Annotated in this window: 15 protein-coding genes, 1 tRNA gene and 3 pseudogenes; 14 read left to right on the top strand and 5 right to left on the bottom strand. The window is 72.5% G+C overall.

Annotation, left to right across the window (positions count from 1 at the left end):
• The first annotated feature begins 153 nt into the window (after positions 1-153).
• A complete protein-coding gene (locus N4P33_RS18420) occupies positions 154-765 on the top strand; it encodes a DUF2269 domain-containing protein (RefSeq protein WP_260827718.1) in 612 nt (203 codons plus the stop codon).
• Between the two features lie 35 nt (positions 766-800).
• On the opposite strand, the gene N4P33_RS18415 is transcribed toward N4P33_RS18420, so the two are convergent.
• Together N4P33_RS18415 and htpG are read right to left on the bottom strand one after the other, a co-directional pair.
• Positions 801-880: transfer RNA gene (locus N4P33_RS18415), tRNA-Leu, on the bottom strand.
• A gap of 40 nt (positions 881-920) precedes the next feature.
• Positions 921-2813 carry a molecular chaperone HtpG gene (gene htpG / locus N4P33_RS18410; protein WP_260827717.1) on the bottom strand — a complete coding sequence of 631 codons (1893 nt, stop codon included), beginning with the start codon at positions 2811-2813 and terminating at the stop codon, positions 921-923.
• A 76-nt stretch (positions 2814-2889) separates the two neighbouring features.
• Here htpG and N4P33_RS18405 point away from each other — a divergent pair, with 76 nt between their 5' ends.
• From N4P33_RS18405 to N4P33_RS18390, 4 genes and pseudogenes are all read left to right on the top strand, one after another.
• Positions 2890-3366 (top strand): MarR family winged helix-turn-helix transcriptional regulator, encoded by a 477-nt coding sequence (locus tag N4P33_RS18405; protein WP_260827716.1) that lies wholly within the window; start codon positions 2890-2892, stop codon positions 3364-3366.
• Between the two features lie 437 nt (positions 3367-3803).
• A pseudogene (locus N4P33_RS18400) lies at positions 3804-4310 on the top strand (MFS transporter); the annotation flags it as partial.
• Between the two features lie 176 nt (positions 4311-4486).
• Positions 4487-5575: pseudogene (locus tag N4P33_RS18395) on the top strand (MFS transporter); the annotation flags it as partial.
• Between the two features lie 206 nt (positions 5576-5781).
• Positions 5782-6981 (top strand): glutamate--cysteine ligase, encoded by a 1200-nt coding sequence (locus N4P33_RS18390; protein WP_260827715.1) that lies wholly within the window; start codon positions 5782-5784, stop codon positions 6979-6981.
• A gap of 260 nt (positions 6982-7241) precedes the next feature.
• Here N4P33_RS18390 and N4P33_RS18385 read toward each other — a convergent pair whose 3' ends face one another.
• Entirely contained in the window at positions 7242-8342 is a 1101-nt protein-coding gene (locus N4P33_RS18385) for a serine hydrolase (RefSeq protein WP_260827714.1), read from the bottom strand.
• Positions 8343-8541: 199 nt separating this feature from the next.
• Here N4P33_RS18385 and msrA point away from each other — a divergent pair, with 199 nt between their 5' ends.
• Positions 8542-9054 carry a peptide-methionine (S)-S-oxide reductase MsrA gene (msrA, locus tag N4P33_RS18380; RefSeq protein WP_260827713.1) on the top strand — a complete coding sequence of 171 codons (513 nt, stop codon included), beginning with the start codon at positions 8542-8544 and terminating at the stop codon, positions 9052-9054.
• Positions 9055-9173: 119 nt separating this feature from the next.
• On the opposite strand, the gene N4P33_RS18375 is transcribed toward msrA, so the two are convergent.
• Positions 9174-9647: a carboxymuconolactone decarboxylase family protein gene (locus N4P33_RS18375; protein ID WP_260827712.1), complete on the bottom strand. Its 474-nt coding sequence runs from the start codon at positions 9645-9647 to the stop codon at positions 9174-9176.
• 163 nt (positions 9648-9810) lie between these two features.
• Here N4P33_RS18375 and N4P33_RS18370 point away from each other — a divergent pair, with 163 nt between their 5' ends.
• The 6 genes and pseudogenes from N4P33_RS18370 to N4P33_RS18345 all read left to right on the top strand — a co-directional run bounded on the left by N4P33_RS18370 (position 9811) and on the right by N4P33_RS18345 (position 17058).
• Complete coding sequence (locus tag N4P33_RS18370; RefSeq protein WP_260827711.1) at positions 9811-10029, top strand: hypothetical protein; 219 nt, start codon at positions 9811-9813, stop codon at positions 10027-10029.
• A gap of 72 nt (positions 10030-10101) precedes the next feature.
• Positions 10102-10200, top strand: a pseudogene (locus N4P33_RS18365) (MarR family transcriptional regulator); the annotation flags it as partial.
• Between the two features lie 242 nt (positions 10201-10442).
• Positions 10443-12719, top strand: coding sequence for a catalase (locus N4P33_RS18360; RefSeq protein WP_260827710.1), 2277 nt, complete (start codon positions 10443-10445; stop codon positions 12717-12719).
• Between the two features lie 445 nt (positions 12720-13164).
• The gene (locus N4P33_RS18355; protein WP_260827709.1) at positions 13165-14016 is read left to right on the top strand and encodes an ABC transporter ATP-binding protein; all 852 of its coding nucleotides are present in this window, start codon (positions 13165-13167) and stop codon (positions 14014-14016) included.
• On the top strand, positions 14013-14987 hold the full coding sequence (locus N4P33_RS18350) for an iron-siderophore ABC transporter substrate-binding protein (protein ID WP_260827708.1): 975 nt from the start codon (positions 14013-14015) through the stop codon (positions 14985-14987). The genes N4P33_RS18355 and N4P33_RS18350 overlap by 4 nt, the downstream gene beginning before the upstream one ends.
• A 4-nt stretch (positions 14988-14991) precedes the next feature.
• Positions 14992-17058: an iron ABC transporter permease gene (locus N4P33_RS18345; RefSeq protein WP_260827707.1), complete on the top strand. Its 2067-nt coding sequence runs from the start codon at positions 14992-14994 to the stop codon at positions 17056-17058.
• Positions 17059-17127: 69 nt separating this feature from the next.
• Here N4P33_RS18345 and N4P33_RS18340 read toward each other — a convergent pair whose 3' ends face one another.
• On the bottom strand, positions 17128-17580 hold the full coding sequence (locus N4P33_RS18340; protein ID WP_260827706.1) for a phospholipase: 453 nt from the start codon (positions 17578-17580) through the stop codon (positions 17128-17130).
• Between the two features lie 229 nt (positions 17581-17809).
• On the opposite strand from N4P33_RS18340, the gene N4P33_RS18335 reads away from it, so the two are divergent.
• Both N4P33_RS18335 and N4P33_RS18330 read left to right on the top strand, forming a co-directional pair.
• Positions 17810-19210 (top strand): hypothetical protein, encoded by a 1401-nt coding sequence (locus N4P33_RS18335; RefSeq protein WP_260827705.1) that lies wholly within the window; start codon positions 17810-17812, stop codon positions 19208-19210.
• 46 nt (positions 19211-19256) lie between these two features.
• Positions 19257-19872 (top strand): MoxR family ATPase (locus N4P33_RS18330; protein ID WP_260827704.1); only part of this gene is annotated, 616 nt, incomplete at its 3' end.

Below are 19872 nucleotides of genomic sequence, written 5' to 3'. Positions count from 1 at the left end.
CGGCGCGGCGGACCCTGGCGGAAGCGGGCCGGCTCCGGAGCCGCGGATCCCCCTCGGCGTAGGCGGGCGGGACCCGTGTACGCCGAGCCGGGTACGCGGGGTTACTCCCGCCGTCAGACGTCACCGCCCCGCGCGCCCGGCACGGTGGTGCCCATGAACCCACAGACATCGCCGCAGGCCCAGACCTCGCCGAAGCCCGCGAAGCGACCGCAGTCGCTCCCGAAACTCGGCCGCCGCGCACGCCGGACCTTCCTCGTCGTGCACGTCGTCGCCGCAGCGAGCTGGCTCGGGCTCACGCTCGGGCTGCTCGCCCTCGGCATCACCGCGAGCACCACCGGGGGCGCGCCCACGATCGAGGCGTCGGTGCGGGCGATGAAGCTGTTCGCCGACTGGCTGCTGCTGCCGCTGGCCCTGCTGACGCTGATCAGCGGCCTGGTACTGGCGCTCGGCACGTCCTGGGGCCTGGCCCGGCACCGCTGGGTCTCCACCAAGTTCTGGCTGACCCTGGGCACCACGATCGCGACGGCGTTCGCCCTGCGCCCCGGCGTGAACTCCGCGGTGACCGCCGTGTCGGCGGGCCACTCCCTGCCCGACGCGGGCGACCTTCTCTTCGGCCCGATCGTCTCGCTGTCCGCGTACGTGTTCATGACGGTGATCTCCGTCCTCAAGCCCTGGGGCCTCACCCGCCGCGGCCGCCGCCTGCGCGCCACCACGACCCGCCGCCCGAGGCAGACGGCCTCGTCCACGGTGTCCCCGAGCCGGTGAACGGCACGCCCGACGTCTCCCCGCGTTGTACGGGGTGGGGGCGGGGCGGCCGGATTCGAACCGGCGTCCTCCGAGATGCTGTCGCGGCGCACTACCTCTGTGCTACGACCCCGCCCTTGCCGGTGATCATACCCCTGTGGGAGTACGGGAGTTGGTCACAGGGTCCGCTCCAGGCGGGACGCCGTCAGCTTCACGAAGCGGGCCGGGTCCTTGGGGCGGCCGCCCTCCGCCACCACGGCCAGGGTGTGCAGGAGTTCGGCGGTCTCGGCCAGCTCCGTACGGTCCTCGCGCTCCCGGAACGCGCGGTTGAGTCCCTTCACCAGCTCGTGGTCCGGGTTGAGTTCGAGGATGCGCTTGGTGTGCGGCACCTCCTGGCCCATCGCCCGGTACATGCTCTCCAGCGCCGGCGTGAGGTCCTGCGCGTCGGCGACGAGGCAGGCCGGGGACACCGTCAGACGCGACGACAGGCGCACCTCCTTGATGTCCTCGTCCAGTTGCTCCCGCATCCAGCCGAGCAGACCCTCGTACTCCTCGGCCCGCTTCTCCCGCTCGGTGTCCTTCTGCTCGTCGCCCTCGGCGCCGAGATCGATCTCCCCCTTGGCGATCGAGCGCAGCCTCTTGCCCTCGAACTCGCCGACCGCGTCGACCCACACCTCGTCCACGGGGTCGGTGAGCAGCAGCACCTCGATGCCGCGCTCCCGGAACGCCTCCATGTGCGGGGAGTTGTCGATGGCCTGCCGGGACTCGCCGGTGACGTAGTAGATGTCCTCCTGCCCGTCCTTCATCCGCTCCACGTACTGCTTCAGCGTGACCGTCTCGTCCTCGCCGTGTGTGGTGGCGAACGACGAGACGGCCAGCAGGGCGTCGCGGTTGTCGGGGTCGGTGACCAGACCCTCCTTCAGGACCGCGCCGAACTCCCGCCAGAACGTGGCGTACCGCTCCGCGTCGCCGGTCATCATGCTCTTGACCGACGACAGCACCTTCTTCGTCAGCCGCCGCTGCATCATCCGGATGTGCCGGTCCTGCTGGAGGATCTCCCGGGACACGTTCAGCGAGAGGTCCTGGGCGTCGACCACACCCTTCACGAAGCGCAGATACGGCGGCAGCAGCGCCTCGCAGTCGTCCATGATGAAGACGCGCTTCACATACAGCTGGACGCCCCGCTGGAAGTTCTGCGTGAACAGGTCGTGCGGCGCGTGCGACGGGAGGAACAGCAGCGCCTGGTACTCGAAGGTGCCCTCGGCCTGCAGCTGGATCGTCTCCAGCGGGTCGCGCCAGTCGTGGCTGATGTGCTTGTAGAGCTCGTGGTACTCCTCGTCGGACACCTCGTCGCGCGAGCGCGCCCACAGGGCCTTCATGGAGTTCAGCGTCTCGGGCTCGCCGTCGCCCTCCGCGGCCTTCCCGACCAGCCGGACGGGCCAGGTGATGAAGTCCGAGTAGCGCTTGACGATCTCCTTGAGCTTCCACACCGAGGTGTAGTCGTGCAGCTGGTTGTCGGGGTCGGCCGGCTTGAGGTGCAGCGTGACCGAGGTGCCCTGCGGGACGTCGTCCACCTTCTCCAGCGTGTACGTGCCCTCGCCGCGGGAGGTCCAGCGGGTGCCCTGCCGCTCACCCGCCCGCCGGGTCAGCAGCGTCACCTCGTCCGCCACCATGAAGCCGGAGTAGAAGCCGACACCGAACTGGCCGATCAGCCCCTCCGCCCCGGCCGTGTCCTGAGCCTCCCGCAGCTCCCGCAGGAACTCGGCGGTGCCCGAGTTGGCGATCGTGCCGATGAGCTTGCCGACCTCGTCGTACGACATCCCGATGCCGTTGTCGCGCACGGTGAGCGTACGGGCGTCCTGGTCGATCTCGAGCTCGATGTGCAGGTCGGAGACGTCGGCGTCGAGCGTGTCGTCCCGCAGCTTGGCCAGCCGCAGCTTGTCGAGCGCGTCGGAGGCGTTGGAGACCAGCTCGCGGAGGAAGACGTCCTTGTTCGAGTAGACCGAGTGGATCATCAGCTGGAGCAGCTGACGGGCCTCTACCTGGAACTCAAACGTTTCGGTCGGCATGTGCGCGCTTACCTCACAGGTCCATGGGCGAATACGTCCTTTGACATAGCTATGAAACCATATCTATTGTGACCGGGTGACCGATTCCGCCAGTGCCCCCCGCCGGGAGCTCGACCGCACGGCCTCCGGCCTCGCGGCGTGCCTGCCCGCGCTGTACCGGGCCCTGGACCGGCAGATCGCGTCCGGCTACCCGCACCCCAAGCCGCCGGAGGGGCAGCTCGCCCTGCTGCGGTTCGTGGACCGGCGTGAGGGTGCCACGGTGCGGGAGGCGGCCGAGGCGCTGCTGATGAAGCCGAACAATGTCAGCGCGCTGGTCTCCCAGATGACCGAGTCGGGTCTGCTGGAGCGGCGTCAGGACAGCGCCGACAAGCGCGTCGCCCACCTGTATCCGACCGCCACGGCACGCCGCCGGCTGGCCGAGGTGCGCGACCTGGAGACGGCCCACCTTCGGCAGGCCCTGATGTCCCTCACCGAGGGCGAACTCGGTGCACTGGGCTCCGCGTTGGGGGCGCTCACGTCCCTCACGCGCAGGCTGCACTCCGCGGCGCACTGACCCGCGGGGCCGGGGCCGTCGCCGTGCGGTCGCGCGGTGGGCGGGGCTCCTGGCCGCCGGCAGCTCTGGCCGGCCTGGGGCCCGCGTCCCCGGGCGCGGCGATTTAGCGGGTGAGCGGGACAGCGTGACTTCGACCGTCCGGGCCCGGCCTGCTCCACCGTCCACGGGCTGACCGACGCCGGGCTTCCGTGCAGCGGGTCATCCAAGAGCGGCTGGGGCGACTCGGACGCCCGCGTCACGTGAACTGCCGTGCCGGTCCTGCCCGGCTCTTCGGCCATGGGCGGCGGTCTGATCGACCCCGCTCACCAGCCCTCGCCACATTCCGGAGCCGCAGCCTCTCCGTGCGCCCGGGCCACTCTTCGTGCCCCGCCGTTGCTCCACGTCCCCGCGTGCCGCCCTGCGCGTCACACGCATGCTCAACGACAGAAAGCTCCTCCATGCCCTCCCCGTCCGCGACCGTGGATCACTCCACCCCGCCCGCTTCCGCACCCGTCGGCCGCGCCGGCCGCCTGCGGGCCAACCCCTGGCTCACCCTGTGCGCCGTGGCGTTCGGTCTGTTCATGGTGCAGCTCGACGGTTCCGTCGTCGCCATCGCCAACCCGGCGATCGGAAGCGACCTCGGCGCGACCACCGCCGAGCTGCAGTGGGTCACCAACGCCTATCTGCTCGCCCTCGCCGCCACCCTCATCCTCGGCGGCAAGCTCGGGGACCGCTTCGGCCGCCGCACCTTCTACCTCGTCGGCGTCGCCGGGTTCACGCTCGCCTCCGTCGCCATCGGCCTCGCCGGATCCATCGAGGGTGTCGTCGTCTTCCGCGCCCTCCAGGGCGTCTTCGGCGGCATGCTGATGCCCAACACCCTCGGTCTGCTGCGCGCGGCGTTCCCGCCGAGGAAGTTCGGGATGGCCGTCGGCATCTGGGCGATGGTCTCCGCCGTGTCGACGGCGCTAGGCCCTGTCGTCAAATCCCCGTCGTCCGCCCGAAGGGCGGGCCTGGCGGCGTCAGGTGCGTGCTCTCGGCGTGCCGGGCGTCGACCGGCGTACTGGTTGTACGTGGTCGGCGCCCGGTGCGGCGAGAGTGCGTGCATGGCGTCGCCAGGCAGACGGGGATTTGACGACAGGGCCTAGGCCCGATCGTCGGCGGTCTCCTCGTCGAGCACGTCGACTGGGAGTCCGTCTTCTACATCAACGCCCCCATCGGCGTCGCCGCGTTCGTCTTCAGCGCGTGCGTGCTGCCGCAGAGCCGCGCCGGCGGCGGACGGCAGCGGTTCGACATCCCCGGCGTGCTGCTGCTCGCCGCCGGACTGCTGTGCCTGGTGTTCGGCGTCGTCAAGGGCGAGACCTGGGGCTGGACCTCCCCGGGCACCCTGGGGGCCGTCGCTGCCGGGGTGGTGATCCTCTTGGTCTTCGGCTGGTACGAGACGCGCATCGCGCAGCCGCTGCTGCCGATGCGCCTGTTCCGCAGCCGTACGCTCACGGTCGGCGCGATCGTCACCGCGCTGAACTTCTTCGTCATGCTCGGCGTGATCTTCTTCGTGATGCTGTACCTGCAGAACGTCCGCGGCTTCACGCCCGTCGAGGCCGGCGTCCGTACCCTCCCGCTGAGCCTCGCCTCCCTCGTCGCCTCGCCGCTCGGCGCGGCCCTGACCCAGCGCTTCGGCGCCCGGCTCACCATGCCGCTCGGCATGGTCCTCCAGGCGGCGGCCTGCTTCGGCATGCTCACCTGGCAGACCGACTCCTCGTACGCCACGATGTGGCCGCCCTTCGTCGCGCTCGGCCTCGGTGTCGGCATGGTGATGGCGGCCTCCTCCGACGCCATCGTCGGCAGCGCTCCCGTCAGCGACGCCGGTGTGGCGGGCGGCCTGCAGGCCACCACCCTGCAGATCGGCGGTGCGCTCGGCACCTCTGTGCTGGTCTCCCTGATCAGCGGCAAGGTCGGTGCGACCCTCACCGGTGAACTGACCTCGGCCGGCGTCCCCGCGGCCGTCGCCCAGCGGCTGGAGGAGGCGAGGGACGCCGTAGCCATGGGCATCGCCCCGGTCTCCGCCGATATGCCGGCGGAGCTCAGGGCGGCGGTCGTCGAGGGCAGCGGACAGGCGTTCCTCAACGGTGTCCACGCGGCCGTCGTCGTCACCGGCGTGCTGTGCCTGGCCGGGGCGATCGTGGCGGCGGCCGGCGTCCGGCGCCGGGTGGAGGAACCGGCGCCGCGGTGACCGTGCGCGAGCGGCGCCTCGTCCTCGGCCCCGGGGAGCCGGGCCGGTGCGCCCCTCGCCCTGCCATCGCACCGATCCCGGACCGCGTGCGTGTGACCGGCCCATTCAGGGCACCCGGTAGGCGCCGATCCTCCGCCGGTGCCTTCGACGGGCGGGCGCGGGACGGCGCACGGCTACCGGCAAGGGGACGCGTCGTGACGGTGCGTATGCGTATCGGTGCAGAGGAAGAGTTCCACGTGCTCGACGTGGAGAGCGGACGGCTGGTGCCCCGCGCCGACGCCCTGCTCGGCAGACTCGGCACGACCGGGGCCACGAGCGGGTTCACCCACGAGATGCAGCCCTCCGTGGTGGAGAGCAACAGCCGGGTGCACGACACCCTCGACGAACTCTTCAGGGATCTGACCGGAACCCGCCGTCTGCTGGACGCCGCCGCCTCCTCGCTCGGCCTGGCGGTCGTCGCGGCGGGCACGGTGCCGCTGGCCCACGTCTCGCCGGGGGAGGTCACTCCCGATCCGCGCTACCGGCGCATGGCCGACGACTACCGGCGCGTCGCCGACGAGCAGCTCATCTGCAGCGCCCAGATCCATGTCGACATACCGGACCGGGACACCGCCGTACGCGCCATGTGCCTGGTGTCACCCTGGCTGCCGCCACTGCTCGCCCTGTCGGCCAGCTCACCGTTCTGGCTCGGATCCGACACCGGGTACGCCAGCTGGCGCACCGTGCAGTGGCAGCGCTGGCCCACCGCGGGGCCCGTCGGCTGCTACAGGAGCGCCGCCGACTACGACGCCGCCGTGGCCGAGCTCATCGCCTCCGGAGTCGTCAGCGACCCCGGGATGATCTACTACGACGTACGGCCGTGCGCGCACCAGCGGACGCTGGAGCTGCGCATCTGCGACGCCTGCCCCCGCCCCGAGACCGTGGCCCTGATCGCGGGGCTGTTCCGGGCGCTCGTACGCGACGCCTGCGACCGCCTGGGCCGCGAGCCCGCGCCCCGGTGCGACGGGCACCACGAGTGGCTGCGCGCCGCGACCTGGCGGGCCGCCCGCTCGGGCCTCGAAGGACCGCTGGTCGACCCGGCGACCCGCCGCGCCGCCCCGGCCCCGGTCGTACTGCGCCGGATGCTGAACCGGCTCCGCCCCTCCTTGGAGGCCTCAGGCGACTGGCACACCGTGCGCGAACTGCTCGACGCCGCCCTGCACACGGGCAGCGCGGCCCACCGGCTCCGCCGGGTGGCGCAGCAAGGGGACCTGCTCGCCGGCGTGGACCTGTTGGTCTCCGAGACCCGCGGCGCACGCCCCAGGGAACACCCGCCTCGCCGCCACCGGACATCCCCGAATCCTCCGCACTCGTACGTCGGCGGTGAGAGGCCGCACGGCCGGACGGCTCCCAGCGGAAGTGCCTGACGGGCGAGCCCACATCCGGGAGCAAGGGCCCCGTCCGGCCCAGCTGACCGCGCCTCACGCCGGGATGCGCCGAGGCGCCCGGCTGCCGGTCGCCCGTGCGCGGCGGTTCGCATGCTCGCGCCGGATCGCCCGTGCGCCCGGGGCGGTGCGCTCCGGTCGGTTGCCGGATGCCCCGCAGCCCAGCGCCCCGAGACCGGTAGACGGAGCCTCGGGCGCCGATGAGGCCGTCAACTCGAGCCGCCCCCCGACCGCGCGGAGCCTCAGCCGCCGACCAGGGCGTCGTGGATCGCCCAGCCCATCTCGCCCGCGGTCCAGCTGACGTTGGCGAGGACGGCGACGTCCGTGTCCTGGTGCGGGTAGTGGTAGAGGCGGGCGCTCGCCCCGTCCTCCTCGCCGGTGTGGCCCCAGCGGACGACGGTGTCCTCGTCGTCGAGGAGGTGGGTGAGGCCGAAGCCGTAGCGCCAGCGGTAGCCGCGTACCTTCTCCGCCCGCTCGTCGACCTGCGGGGTCAGCGCGAGGCGGGTGTACTCCTCGCCGAGCAGCCGGCCGGTGCGCAGGGCGTGCGCGAACGCGGTCAGGTCGGCGGCGCTGCATGTCGCCCCGCCGTCCGCGGCGGCGGCCGGGGTGGTGGCGTAATGGTTGGTCCGGTACGGCGTCGGACCGTCGGCGGGGGTGAGATAGCCCTCGGCGACGTCCGGGCCGATCTCGTCCAGCGCGGGGAAGCCCGCCGTGTCCATGCCTGCCCGGGTGAACACGCCGTCCGTGACGGCCTCCTCGTAGGGACGGCCGGTCACGGACTCGATCAGCAGGCCGAGCAGCAGGTAGCCGGCGCCGTTGTAGCGGTACCGCTCGCCCGGCGGGAAGTGGGGCTCCTTGCCCGCGAACAGCGGCACGTAGTCGGCGTTGCGGCGGAGCAGGTACAGGGGGTGGGACGCCGTGAGGGCGGCCCATGCGGCCTCCCAGTCGGGGCTGTCCTCCTCGAACCAGTCGGCGATCCCGGACGTCATCGTCAGCGCGTGCCGGACGGTGACCCGGGGATCGAGCCCGGGCATGTGCTCCGCGACATGGCCCACGAGCGGCTCGTCCAGCGCGACGCGCCCCTGCTCGACGAGTTGCAGCACGGCCACCGCCGTGAACGTCTTCGACACCGACGCCACCCGGAACCGCGTGCCGTCCGCGTTCGGCACGGACCAGCGGCGCGACGCCATCCCGAACGCGCGCCGGATCACCGGCTCCCCGTGCCGGGTGATCCGCACCGTGCCGGAGAAGCCCGTCGCCTCGGCCACGCCGAGAACGGCGTCCTCCACGCGGGCCGCATCGAACCCGCCGGCCCGCCGGCCGGCCGCCGTCGTACTCGTCACCGCGGACTCCTCGCACCAGAACGTGTCATCATCGGACGGCGTTCATGATCGACACCGGGGGCACCGCGGCACAACCCCTTTACCGCCCCGCACCCCGCGCAGCACGGTCGGCGATCATGGCCGGAACAATCACGTTCCCGTCGGGGTTGACCCACGTGAACGGTCGCCGACGCGGACGCTGGGAGAAGGGCGAGACGAGATGACGAGGACCGAGGAGAAGGCGCTGCTGGCGGGCGGCTGCTTCTGGGGCATGCAGGAACTGATCCGCACGTTCCCCGGTGTGATCACCACGCGCGTGGGATACAGCGGCGGAGACGTCCCCAACGCCACCTACCGCAACCACGGCACCCACGCCGAGTCGATCGAGATCACCTACGACCCGGCCGTCACCGACTACCGCACGATCCTGGAGTACTTCTTCCAGATCCACGACCCCACCACGAAGAACCGGCAGGGCAACGACATCGGCCTGAGCTACCGCTCCGCGATCTTCTACTACGACGACGAGCAGAAGCGCGTCGCCGAGGAGACCATCGCCGACGTCAACGCCTCCGGACTGTGGCCCGGAGAGGTCGTGACCGAGGTCGCGCCGGCCGGTCCCTTCTGGGAGGCCGAGCCCGAGCACCAGGACTATCTGCAGCGCTACCCGGACGGCTACACCTGCCACTTCGTACGCCCCGGCTGGAAGCTGCCCAAGCGCGGCGAGTCCTGAGCCGGCGGCACATCGAGTCGTGTCCCGGCGGCGTGTCGAGTCCTGACCCGGCCGCCGGAGCCGGCACCGCCCCGCGCCCCTTCCGGGTGCGGGGCGTTCTCGTGCCGTGCCGACGCCGGTCAGCCGAACATGCCGGGCCGGTAGTCGCCCGCCGGCTGGCGGTTGATGACGTTCAGCCGGTTGTAGGTGTTGATGACGGCGATCAGCGACATCAGCGCGACGAGCTGGTCCTCGTCGTAGTGCTTCGCGGCGTTCTCCCACGCCTCGTCGGTGACGCCGCCGGCCGCGTCCGCGATCCGGGTGCCCTGCTCGGTCAGCTCCAGGGCGGCACGCTCGGCCTCGGTGAACACCGTGGCCTCCCGCCAGGCGGCGATCAGATGGAGGCGCACGGAGGTCTCCCCGGCGGCCGCGGCGTCCTTGGTGTGCATGTCGGTGCAGAAGCCGCAGCCGTTGATCTGGCTGGCGCGGATCTTCACCAGCTCCTGGGTGGCGGCCGGCAGCCCCGATTCCGTGACCGCCTTGCCGGCCGAGTTGATGTGCTTGAGCACCTTCGCACCGAGGGCGTTGCCGAAGAGGTTGAGTCGGGCGTCCATGATGATCTCCTTGGTCAGCTGGTTGGCTACGCCTTACTGACGGAGCGGCGCGAGCGGGTGTGACCGGCAGTGGATGTGACCTGCGTCTCACGGGTGCGGGTGTGGCGGAGGGATGCCGGGAAGAATGAGTGGGCCGGGAGCAGGGACGGGGAGCGGAGCGTCGGTGAGTGAGCGTCAGGAACGCGACTGGACGGACATGACACCGGGGGACTTCGACCGCGACGCCCCGCTGTGCCTGAACGTCACCGGCGGCCCCGTCGTGGTCCCGGCCGAGCCGGACGAGTACGGCACGCCGCCCTTGTTCGGGGAGGAACGCCCGGAACGCCCCCGCCGTCCCGCCCGCCGCCCCTCCGCGTCGACCGTCCAGGAGCAGCTGTTCTGAGCCCGGCGGCGCGTACCGGCGCGGCGGCGTTCGACCTCGACTGCGCTCGAGTTTCCACACAGCGACGCGGACTTGCTCAAGCAGCCGATCGGCTACTGGAGTTGGGCTGCCTGCAACGCGGTCGTCACCCGCACCGCCCTCGCCGAGCTCGGGCTCACCCAGCCCCAGTGGTGTCCGGGTACCTCGACACAGGTGTGGAGGGCATCGCCTCGGCGGTCGACGTGAGCGTCGCCCGCGGCGCACGGGCGGCGCGGCCTGGCGCCACTGAACCGACCCGGGGCGGGGCGTTCACCCCATCGCGGCGTGCCCGGTGCGGGGGCCGCGGGGGCGTGAGAGCTTGGCGGCATCGTGCCCTTTTCCGGGGTACTCAGCCGTGGCCAGTCTGCCCCAGCGGATCGTAGGAGTGTCATCCCATGAGCGAGGCCAACCCCGTCAAGCGGGCCGCACAGAAGCTCGCCGACGCCCTTCCGGGGGACGCCGCCCCGTCCGACGGCATCCCCGGCCGGCCCGGCCCCGAGGAGCCGTCCTTCGAGGAGCCGACCGAGCCGCGCGGCCCGCTGCCGCCGAAGCCGGACCAGAGCGGCCCCGCCACCATGTCGCCGACCGGGCAGGACACGGGGACCGACCAGTCCGAGGTCGCCCAGGCCGGGAGCTACCTGACCAACGCCCAGGGCGCACGGCTGTACGACACCGACCACTCGCTCAAGGCCGGCCCCCGCGGCCCCGTGCTGCTCCAGGACCACCATCTGCGCGAGAAGGTCATGCACTTCGACCACGAGCGCATCCCGGAGCGCGTGGTCCACGCCCGCGGCGCGGCGGCGCACGGCATCTTCCAGAGCTACGGCACCGCCGCCTCCGTCACCAAGGCCGCGTTCCTCGCCAAGGACGTCGAGACGCCGGTGTTCGTGCGCTTCTCCACGGTGCTGGGCTCGCGCGGGTCCTCCGACACCGTGCGCGACACCCGGGGCTTCGCGACGAAGTTCTACACCGGCGAGGGCGTCTTCGACCTGGTCGGCAACAACATCCCGGTCTTCTTCATCCAGGACGCGATCAAGTTCCCCGACGTCATCCACGCCGGCAAGCCGCACCCGGACCGGGAGATCCCGCAGGCGCAGAGCGCCCACGACACCTTCTGGGACTTCGTCACCCTGCACAGCGAGGCCACCCACCACACGCTGTGGAACATGTCCGACCGGGGCATCCCGCGCTCCTACCGGATGATGGAGGGCTTCGGCGTCCACACCTTCCGCCTGGTCGCCGCCGACGGCTCCACCACGCTGGTGAAGTTCCACTGGAAGCCCAAGCTGGGCGTGCACTCCCTGGTCTGGGAGGAGGCGCAGATCATCAACGGCGTCGACCCGGACTTCCACCGCCGGGACCTCGCCGACGCCATCGAGGCCGGCGCGTACCCGCAGTGGGAACTGGGCATCCAGACGTTCCCCGACACCCCGGAGCAGACCTTCGAGGGCATCGACCTGCTCGACCCGACGAACATCGTCCCCGAGGAACTCGCCCCGGTGCAGCCGATCGGCCTGCTCACCCTCAACCGCAACCCGTCGAACTTCTTCGCCGAGACCGAGCAGGTCGCCTTCCACGTCGGCCATCTCGTCCCCGGCATCGACATCACCGACGACCCGCTGCTCGCCGGGCGGCTGTTCTCCTACCTGGACACCCAGATCACCCGCCTCGGCGGCCCCAACTTCCCCCAGCTGCCCATCAACCGGCCGCACGCCCCCGTCAACGACATGCTCCGCGACGGCATGCACCAGACGGCGGTGCACCGGGGCGTCGCCCCCTACCGGCCCAACTCCCTCGACGGCGGCTGCCCGTTCACCGCCGGTGCCGCCGACGGCGCGTACGTGGAGGCTCCCGTGCGCGTGCCCGAGGCGACGAAGGTGCGTGAGGCACCCGAGTCCTTCGCCGACCACTTCAGCCAGCCCCGCCGGTTCTGGCTGAGCATGAGCCCCGTGGAGCGCGGGCACATCATCGGCGCCTACACCTTCGAGCTGGGCAAGTGCTACGAGCAGGCCGTCAAGGAGCGCGGCCTGCAGATCCTCGCCAACATCGACCCCGAGCTGTGCGCGGGGGTCGCCAAGGGGCTCGGGCTGCCCGAACCGAAGCCGACGGTGCCGCTCGCCGAGGTCGAGCCGAGCCCGGCGCTGTCCCAGGTCGGGCAGACCTGGCCCGCCGACGGACGGGTCATCGGCATCGTCACCAGCCCCGACGGCGACCTCGCCGGGGTGCACGCGGTGCGCGACGCGGTGCTGGAGGCCGGCATGGTGCCCCTGGTCGTCGCCCCCACCGGCGGCACCCTCGGCTCGGGCAGCAACGCGCTCACCGCGCAGCGCAGTTACGTCACCGCTCGGTCCGTCGAGTTCGACGCCGTGCTGCTGGCGGGCACGCCCGCCGTCGGCGACGACGCCTACGGCGCACGGGACGCCAAGGGGGTGCCCTCGGCGGCGCATCGGACGGCGGGTGACCCGCGGGTCGCCCTGCTGCTGTCCGAGGCGTTCCGGCACGGCAAGGCGATCGGTGCCTGGGCGGGCGGCGAGGCGGCCCTCGACGCGGCCGGTGTACCCGCGGACGCACCCGGCGTCGTCGTGGCCGACTCGGGCCCGGCCGCCCTCGACCGGCTGCGCGAACTGCTGGGGACACACCGGGTCTGGGAGCGTTTCGACAGTCAGGTCTGATGCCCGACTCCCGCGGGGGCTGCAGTCAGGTCTGATGCCCGACTCCCGTGCGGGGCTGCAGTCAGGTCTGATGCCCGACTCCTGCGCGCGGTCGCAGTCAGCTCTGACGCGCGTCTCCCGCGCGGGGCCCCCACCCGGCCCGAGCGTCTCTCGCGCCGTGTCCAGTCACGCCTGGCGGCCGGCTCCCGTGCGAGCCCCTGCCAGGTCTGACGCCCCGGCTCCCGCGCGGGGCCTCAGCCAGGTCCCACGCGCGTCCCCAGTACGCGGCCCCAGTCACGTCTGACCTCCCGCGCGGGAGCCCTGCCAACTACTCCCCGAGCAGGGCGACTTGCTCACCCCATCCGGTCAGGGGCCCCGGGCCTGCCCGGCGCGCGACCGGCCTCCGCCGAAGATCCCCCAGGTCACCGGTCGATAACGCGAACTAAGGGTAGGCTAACCTTGCCGCGTGATTCCTGGTGAAGAGGCGGGCCCCGGCCTGCGTGGGCACGAACTGTCGGCCACCGGCGTGACCGTGGCGTACGACGGCGACGACGTCGTGCACGACGCGACGCTGACCCTGCGGCCCGGCGAAGTGACCGTCCTGGTCGGCCCGAACGGCAGCGGCAAGTCGACCCTCCTGCGCACCGTCGCCCGGCTCCAGAAGCCCCGGCGGGCCACGCTCACCATCGACGCCGGAACCGACGCGCTCGCGCTGAGCCCCCGGGAGTTCTCCCGCCGGGTCGCCCTGCTCCTCCAGGGGCGCCCCACGCCCAGCGGACTGACCGTGCGGGACGTCGTCGAGTTCGGCCGCTACCCGTACCGGAGCCGCTGGGGCGGCACCGACCCCGGTGGCCGCGCCGCCGTCGACCGCGCCCTCGCCCTGACCGGCGTCACCGAACTCGCCGAACGCGGCGCCGAACACCTCTCCGGCGGACAGCTCCAGCGCGTCTGGCTGGCCGGCTGCCTCGCCCAGGAGACCGGCGTGCTGCTCCTGGACGAACCCACCACCTACCTCGACCTGCGCTACCAGGTCGAACTCCTCGACCTGGTCCGGGACCTGGCCGACGACCACGGCATCGCCGTCGGTGTCGTGCTGCACGACCTCGACCAGGCGGCCGCCGTCGCCGACCGGATCGTGCTGCTCGCGTCCGGACGCATCGTCGCCGAGGGACCGCCCGAGGACGTCCTGACCCCCGAGCGCCTGACCGAGGTCTACGGCATCCGCATCGAAGTCGGCACCGACCCCATGACCGGCCGGCTGCGCACCCGCGCCATCGGCCGTCACCACTCCCGAGAAAGGCTCCGCACCACCTCATGAGACGCCTCCTGCTCACCGCGCCCCTGGCCACCGCCGCCCTCCTGCTCACCGCCTGCGGCACCACCGAACCCGCCGCCGACGAGGCGAAGGCGTCCGCCGAGGCCATCACCCTCACCGACGCCTCCGGCGCGAAGGTGAAGCTCGACGGCCCCGCCAAGAAGGTCGTCGGCACCGAGTGGAACGTCGTCGAGAGCCTCCTCTCGCTCGGCGTCGACCCCGTCGGCGTCGCCGACGTCAAGGGCTACAAGGCCTGGGACACCGCGGTCCCGCTCACCGGCGAGCCCAAGGACATCGGCACCCGCGGCGAGCCCAGCATGGACACCATCGCCTCGCTCAAGCCCGACCTCATCGTCACCACCAGCGACCTGCAGGCCTCCGCCGTCAAGCAGTTGCGCAAGGTCGCCCCCGTCCTGCAGGTCAAGTCCGCTGACGGCACCGGCCAGATCGACCAGATGCTGGAGAACGTCGACCTCATCGCGCAGGCCACCGGCACCACCGACCGGGCCACCACGCTGAAGAAGGACTTCGAGGCCAAGCTCGCCGAGGGCAAGAAGGCCCTCGCGGACGCCGGCCTGGACGGCGAGGAGATCGCCTTCGCCGACGGCTATGTCACCTCCAACCAGGTCTCGGTCCGCCCCTACACCGCCACCTCGCTCCTCGGCGAGGTGAACACCCGGCTCGGCCTGAAGAACGCCTGGAAGATGAAGGGCGACCCGAGCTACGGCCTGGCCTCCACCGACGTCGAGGGACTCACCGACCTCGGCACGGTCCGGTTCGCCTACATCGGCAGCGACAAGGACCCCAACAGCGACCCCTTCGGCAAGCAGCTCGCCAAGAACTCCGTGTGGACGTCCCTGCCGTTCGTGAAGTCCGGTGACGTGCACCGACTGCCCGACGGCATCTGGATGTTCGGCGGTCCCGGCTCGATGGAGGCGTACGTCGACGCCCTCGTCGAGGCGCTGACGAAGTAGCGCGATGGCCGTCACCGCCAAGATCCCCACCGCCCGTCCGGAGGCGGTCACGTCCCGGGCGGGCGCGGCCGCGGTGGCGACCGCGCTCGTGCTCCTGGTCGCGGCCCTCGCCGTCGTCGACATCACTCAGGGCACCGCGGCGGTCGGCCCCGCCGAGGTCCTCAAGGCCCTCACCGGGCGGGCCGACCCGGCCGACGCGTCCGTCGTCGTCGCCTCGCGGCTGCCCCGGATGACCGCCGGACTCCTCGTGGGCGCCGCGCTCGGCATGGCCGGCGTCGCGCTGCAGGCCGTCAGCCGCAACGTCCTCGCCTCCCCGGACACCCTCGCCGTCAACGCGGGCTCCTACCTGGCCCTCGGCCTGTTCGCCGTCACCGGTGTGTCGCTGCCGCTGGTGGCCTCCTCCGGCGTCGCCTTCGTCGGCGGACTCGCCGCGGCGGCCGTCGTCCTCGGCCTTTCCGGCCTCGGCGCGGGCACCGTACGGCTCGTCCTCGCCGGTACGGCACTCCATCTCGGGCTCACCGCCGTCACCGAGGGGCTCCTGCTGCTGTTCCCGCAGCAGACCGAGGGCCTCTACCAGTGGAACCAGGGCAACATCGGCCAGAACGGCTTCGACGGGGTCGTGCAGATGCTGCCCGTCGCCGCGGTGGGACTCGCCGGGCTGCTGCTCCTCGCCCGCCGGGTCGACGCCCTGGCGCTCGGCGACGACGCCGCCCGCGGCATCGGCGTCCCGGTGCGCTCCACCCGCGTCACGGCAGTCGTGCTGGCGACGCTGCTCTCCGCGGCGGCCGTCACGCTCGCCGGGCCCATCGGGTTCGTCGGCCTGTGCGCCCCCGCACTGGTCCGCCCGCTCACCCGCCGCTTCCGGGGCTTCACCGGGCTGCGCCGCACGGTGCCGGCCGCCGCGCTGGTCGGCGCGGCGCTGGTGCTCGGGGCGGACGTGCTGCTGCGCACCTTCGTCAGCGCGGACACCGCGGTCGCCGTGCCCACCGGCGTGGTCACCAGCCTCCTCGGCGCGGTGTTCCTCGTGGTGATGTCGGCCCGCCTGCGCGACACCGCCGGATCGGCCGCCCCCGACAAGCTGCGCATCCGCAGCCGTGCGGTGTTCCTCACCACCGTCACCGTGCTCTCGGTGGTGCTCGTCGGCGTCACCGTCGCCGCCGTTCTGCTCGGCGACAGCAAGCTGCTGCTCGGCGATGTCGTCAACTGGCTGCAGGGCAGGGCCGGTCAGACCGTCACCTTCGTCCTGGACACCCGCACGCCCCGCGTGTTCGGCGCGCTCCTCGCGGGCGCCGCCCTGGCACTCGCCGGGACGCTCGTCCAGGCGGTCACCCGCAACCCGCTCGCCGAGCCCGCCGTGCTGGGCGTCTCCGGCGGCGGCGCGCTCGGTGCCGTGATCCTCGTGACGACGGTGCCGCTCGCCGGGTCGTGGTCCGTCGCCGGAGCCGCGTTCGCGGGCTCCGCCGTCACCGCGTTCATCGTCTTCGGACTCGCCGCGCGCGGCGGCTTCCAGCAGAACCGGCTCGTCCTCGTCGGTGTCGGGGTCGCGGCGGGCGCCACCGCGCTCATCAGCCTGCTCATCGTGCTCACCGACCCGTTCAACGCCACCAAGGCCCTCACCTGGCTGTCGGGCTCCACCTACGGGCGCACCCTGCCCGACGTGCTGCCCCTCACGGCCGTGCTGGTGGTCTCCGTCGCGCTCGCGGCCGTACGCCACCGGGAACTCGACCTGGTGTTCCTCGACGAGAACACCCCGAGGCTTCTCGGGCTCGACGTCGCCCGGTGGCGCCTGGGCTTCCTCGTGCTGAGCGTGCTGCTCACGGCGACCGCGGTGGCCGCCGCGGGGACCATCGCCTTCGTCGGCCTCGTCGCCCCGCACGCGGCACGGGCCCTCGTCGGCCGGCGCCACACCCGGGTCGTGCCGGTCGCGCTGCTGCTCGGCGCGGTCCTGGTGTGCACGGCGGACCTGCTGGGCCGCACGGTCATCGCCCCCGCCCAGCTGGGCGCGGGCCTCATGACGGCGGTGATCGGAACGCCGTACTTCCTGTACGTGCTGGTCCGCGCCCGCCGCTAGACGGACGGACGAAAGCGGGCCCGGCTGCGACAGCCGGGCCCGCGGTGCGTTGCGGAGAGGCGGGGAGCCTCAGCCGAAGGCCCGCACGGCCTGGTAGTACGTCCACGCGGTGCTGTCGCAGGCCGTCTTGCTCGCCCCGCTGTAGCGGGCGCAGACCCGCTTGAGGTCCTCGTAGAAGGCGCTGTCGAGCCGTGCCTTGTTGGCGCTGAACGTGCCGGCGGCCTTGTAGTTGCGGTAGCCGAAGTCGTGCCGGGCGCAGGACATCTGGAACGGGAAGCCGAACGGGTTGTCCGGCGAGGAGGAGCAGTAGTCGGTGCTCCAGTCGAACTGGTAGGCGGACCAGGCGGACTGATTCGCGCGGGCGGCGCTCCACTGGTTGTAGCTCGACGCGCTGGTCTGGGTCCAGCTCGCGAGCACGGCGGGCTTGTCGGCGGGTACGGCCTCGGCGACGCCGGCGGTGCCGAGGACGCCGGCGAGGGCCAGGGCCGGGGCGGTGAGTGCGGTGGCCAGTCTTCGGTGCATCCCACACCTCCATGAGACTGCGGCCCGCCCACCGGGCCGCAGGTTCATGACAAGAGGCTGCCCTCAGTGTTCGTCCTTTCAACCACATGTGTCCTAATGGGCCGTTAACTCTCGGATGAGTGAGACATATTCAGCGTGGCGGGCCGCGGCCGGAAGCGGTTATGCTCACCGCGATGACGACTCACTCTGTTCACAGATTGGGGGTCCCGTCCGCGCAAGGTGAGTGCTGATGGCCACTCACACCGCGAACGAGGATTCCCGGCTCTCCCTCTGGCGGCGCGTGCGCGAGTACGCCGTACCGCCCTCCATGATCGAGACGGCGACGGCCCGCCGAACCGCCGGCGACTGGGCGGGAGCCTGCGCCGCCGCCCGCGTCGACGTCGACCTCGACCTGCGTTCCCTGGCCCGCACCCACGGCCGGGAGCTCACCTCCCGCATCCGCGCGGATCTGCGCCACTTGGCGCCCGACCTGCTGCGCTGGCACATGCCCAGAATCGCCCCGGACGGACTGCTGCGCCCCGGCCTCACCCTCTCCCTGGCGCGGTACGCGACGGGCGACGACGGCAGGGGGCGGCGGCCGGGCCCGGTGCATCTGGTGGTGCGCACTCCGCCTGCCTGGGCGGAGGGCGGCCAGCGGATGAGCCTCGCCCTGTGGGACGGGGACATGCTGCGGGCGTGCGCGCCCCAGCATCCGCATCCCCGGCCCGGCGCCCGGTTCCGCCTCGATCTGCACCGGCATCTGTGGGACGCCACCAGAGCCGGTGAGCTGAGGGTCCGCGCGGGCGCTGACGCCGCGGCGGCAAGCGGTCAAGCCCCTGACGCACCTGGCGAGTTGCTGCCGCCCGGCCGTCACTGCGCCGTCGACCGCTGGGCCGACGAGGCCCGGATCGTGCTGCGCGACACGGGCCGTTCGGCCGGTGCTGTCGCCGTGCGGTTGGGGGCCGGGCACCGGCTGCTGCTGCGGATAGCCGACGCCGGTGAGGGGCCCGCCGCTGTGCGGATCGAGCGCGCGGCCGAGCGCACCGGTGGCTCCGTCCCGCCTGTCCTGCCCCACGCCGCGACCCACGTCCTGCCCGACCTGGAACTCCTGCGCGCCGGAACCGTCGACGCCGGCCGGCTGCACCCGTCGGTCGCCACCGCACTCGTACCGGGGCATGTGCCGAGCAGTGCGCCCCGGCCTCACATCCCGCAGGGGCGGCCGCAGTTCGTCCGGTGCAGGGGAGCGCAGCACCGGATCGGACTGGTCGACGGCGTACTCACGCCACTGGACCACGACCCCGACGAGATCAGGCGGGAGGAGCTGCTGGCCGAGCTGACCGGCACCCCGCTGCCCTGCCTGCGGGCCGTCGACCTGGCCCACCGGCGCCCGGACTGCCTCGAAGGCGTCCGTGAACGCCTGGACCACGGCGACATCGCCGGCGCACTGGACGTCGTCGAGCACCTCCTCGGGCCCGGAGCACGCCTGCGCAGCGGCCCGCTCCGGGACGAACTCGAAGCGGCGGCGCACCGGCGGCTCACCTACGGGCTGTACCGGTCCGGCCTGAGCGGCCCGGCACCCGGCCGGATCCCCCCGAACAAGCCCCGCCCCGGCGACGCACGCACCCACCCGCGGCAGGCCGGCCTCCGCTGACGCGCCGCGCCCCACACTTCACTCCTCCTTCCCAAGGTGATCACCCATGTCCGCACCCGCCCCGTCGTCCCCCGCCGCGCAACTCGACGTCGCCCGCGAACTGCTCACCCTCCTCGGCGACACCACCACCGAACCGCGCCCCGACCTCCAGCTCGAAGCGCTCACCCTGACCGTGGCCGCCGACCTGCCCGTCCTGCTGTGGGGCGAGCCCGGCATCGGCAAGACCGCCGCCCTCACCCAGCTGGCCACGGCCCTGGACCTGCCGCTGACCACCGTCATCGCCAGCGTGCACGAGCCCTCCGACTTCTCGGGGCTCCCCGTCGTCGGTGACGACCCCGCCCGGCAGGGTGTGCCGATGGCCCCGCCGGACTGGGCCGTGCGCCTGGTGCGGGCCGGCCGGGGACTGCTGTTCCTGGACGAACTGTCCACCGCGCCGCCCGCCGTGCAGGCCGCGCTGCTGCGTCTCGTCCTCGAACGACGCATCGGCGCCCTCCAACTGCCGCCCGGCGTACGGATCGTGGCCGCCGCCAATCCACGCTCCTCGGCGGCCGACGGCTGGGAGCTCAGCCCGCCCCTCGCCAACCGCTTCGTCCACCTGAACTGGACCCACGACCACGAGGTCGTCGTCCGCGGCCTCGGCGGGACCTGGCCTCGGGCGACCC

This window comes from Streptomyces sp. 15-116A (assembly GCF_025290915.1).
In the GTDB taxonomy this organism is placed as follows: Bacteria; Actinomycetota; Actinomycetes; order Streptomycetales; family Streptomycetaceae; genus Streptomyces.
Note: the sequence above shows the minus strand (reverse complement) of the source record. Positions and strands in the feature narration are given on the sequence as shown.

What these genes read in the sequence shown, in the direction of transcription:
- N4P33_RS18420 (WP_260827718.1), top strand. Translation starts at nt 154, where the DNA reads ATGAACCCACAGACATCGCCGCAGGCCCAGACCTCGCCGAAGCCCGCG.
- htpG (WP_260827717.1), bottom strand. Translation starts at nt 2,813, where the DNA reads ATGCCGACCGAAACGTTTGAGTTCCAGGTAGAGGCCCGTCAGCTGCTC.
- N4P33_RS18390 (WP_260827715.1), top strand. Translation starts at nt 5,782, where the DNA reads ATGCGTATCGGTGCAGAGGAAGAGTTCCACGTGCTCGACGTGGAGAGC.
- msrA (WP_260827713.1), top strand. Translation starts at nt 8,542, where the DNA reads ATGACGAGGACCGAGGAGAAGGCGCTGCTGGCGGGCGGCTGCTTCTGG.
- N4P33_RS18375 (WP_260827712.1), bottom strand. Translation starts at nt 9,647, where the DNA reads ATGGACGCCCGACTCAACCTCTTCGGCAACGCCCTCGGTGCGAAGGTG.
- N4P33_RS18360 (WP_260827710.1), top strand. Translation starts at nt 10,443, where the DNA reads ATGAGCGAGGCCAACCCCGTCAAGCGGGCCGCACAGAAGCTCGCCGAC.
- N4P33_RS18350 (WP_260827708.1), top strand. Translation starts at nt 14,013, where the DNA reads ATGAGACGCCTCCTGCTCACCGCGCCCCTGGCCACCGCCGCCCTCCTG.
- N4P33_RS18345 (WP_260827707.1), top strand. Translation starts at nt 14,992, where the DNA reads ATGGCCGTCACCGCCAAGATCCCCACCGCCCGTCCGGAGGCGGTCACG.
- N4P33_RS18340 (WP_260827706.1), bottom strand. Translation starts at nt 17,580, where the DNA reads ATGCACCGAAGACTGGCCACCGCACTCACCGCCCCGGCCCTGGCCCTC.
- N4P33_RS18335 (WP_260827705.1), top strand. Translation starts at nt 17,810, where the DNA reads ATGGCCACTCACACCGCGAACGAGGATTCCCGGCTCTCCCTCTGGCGG.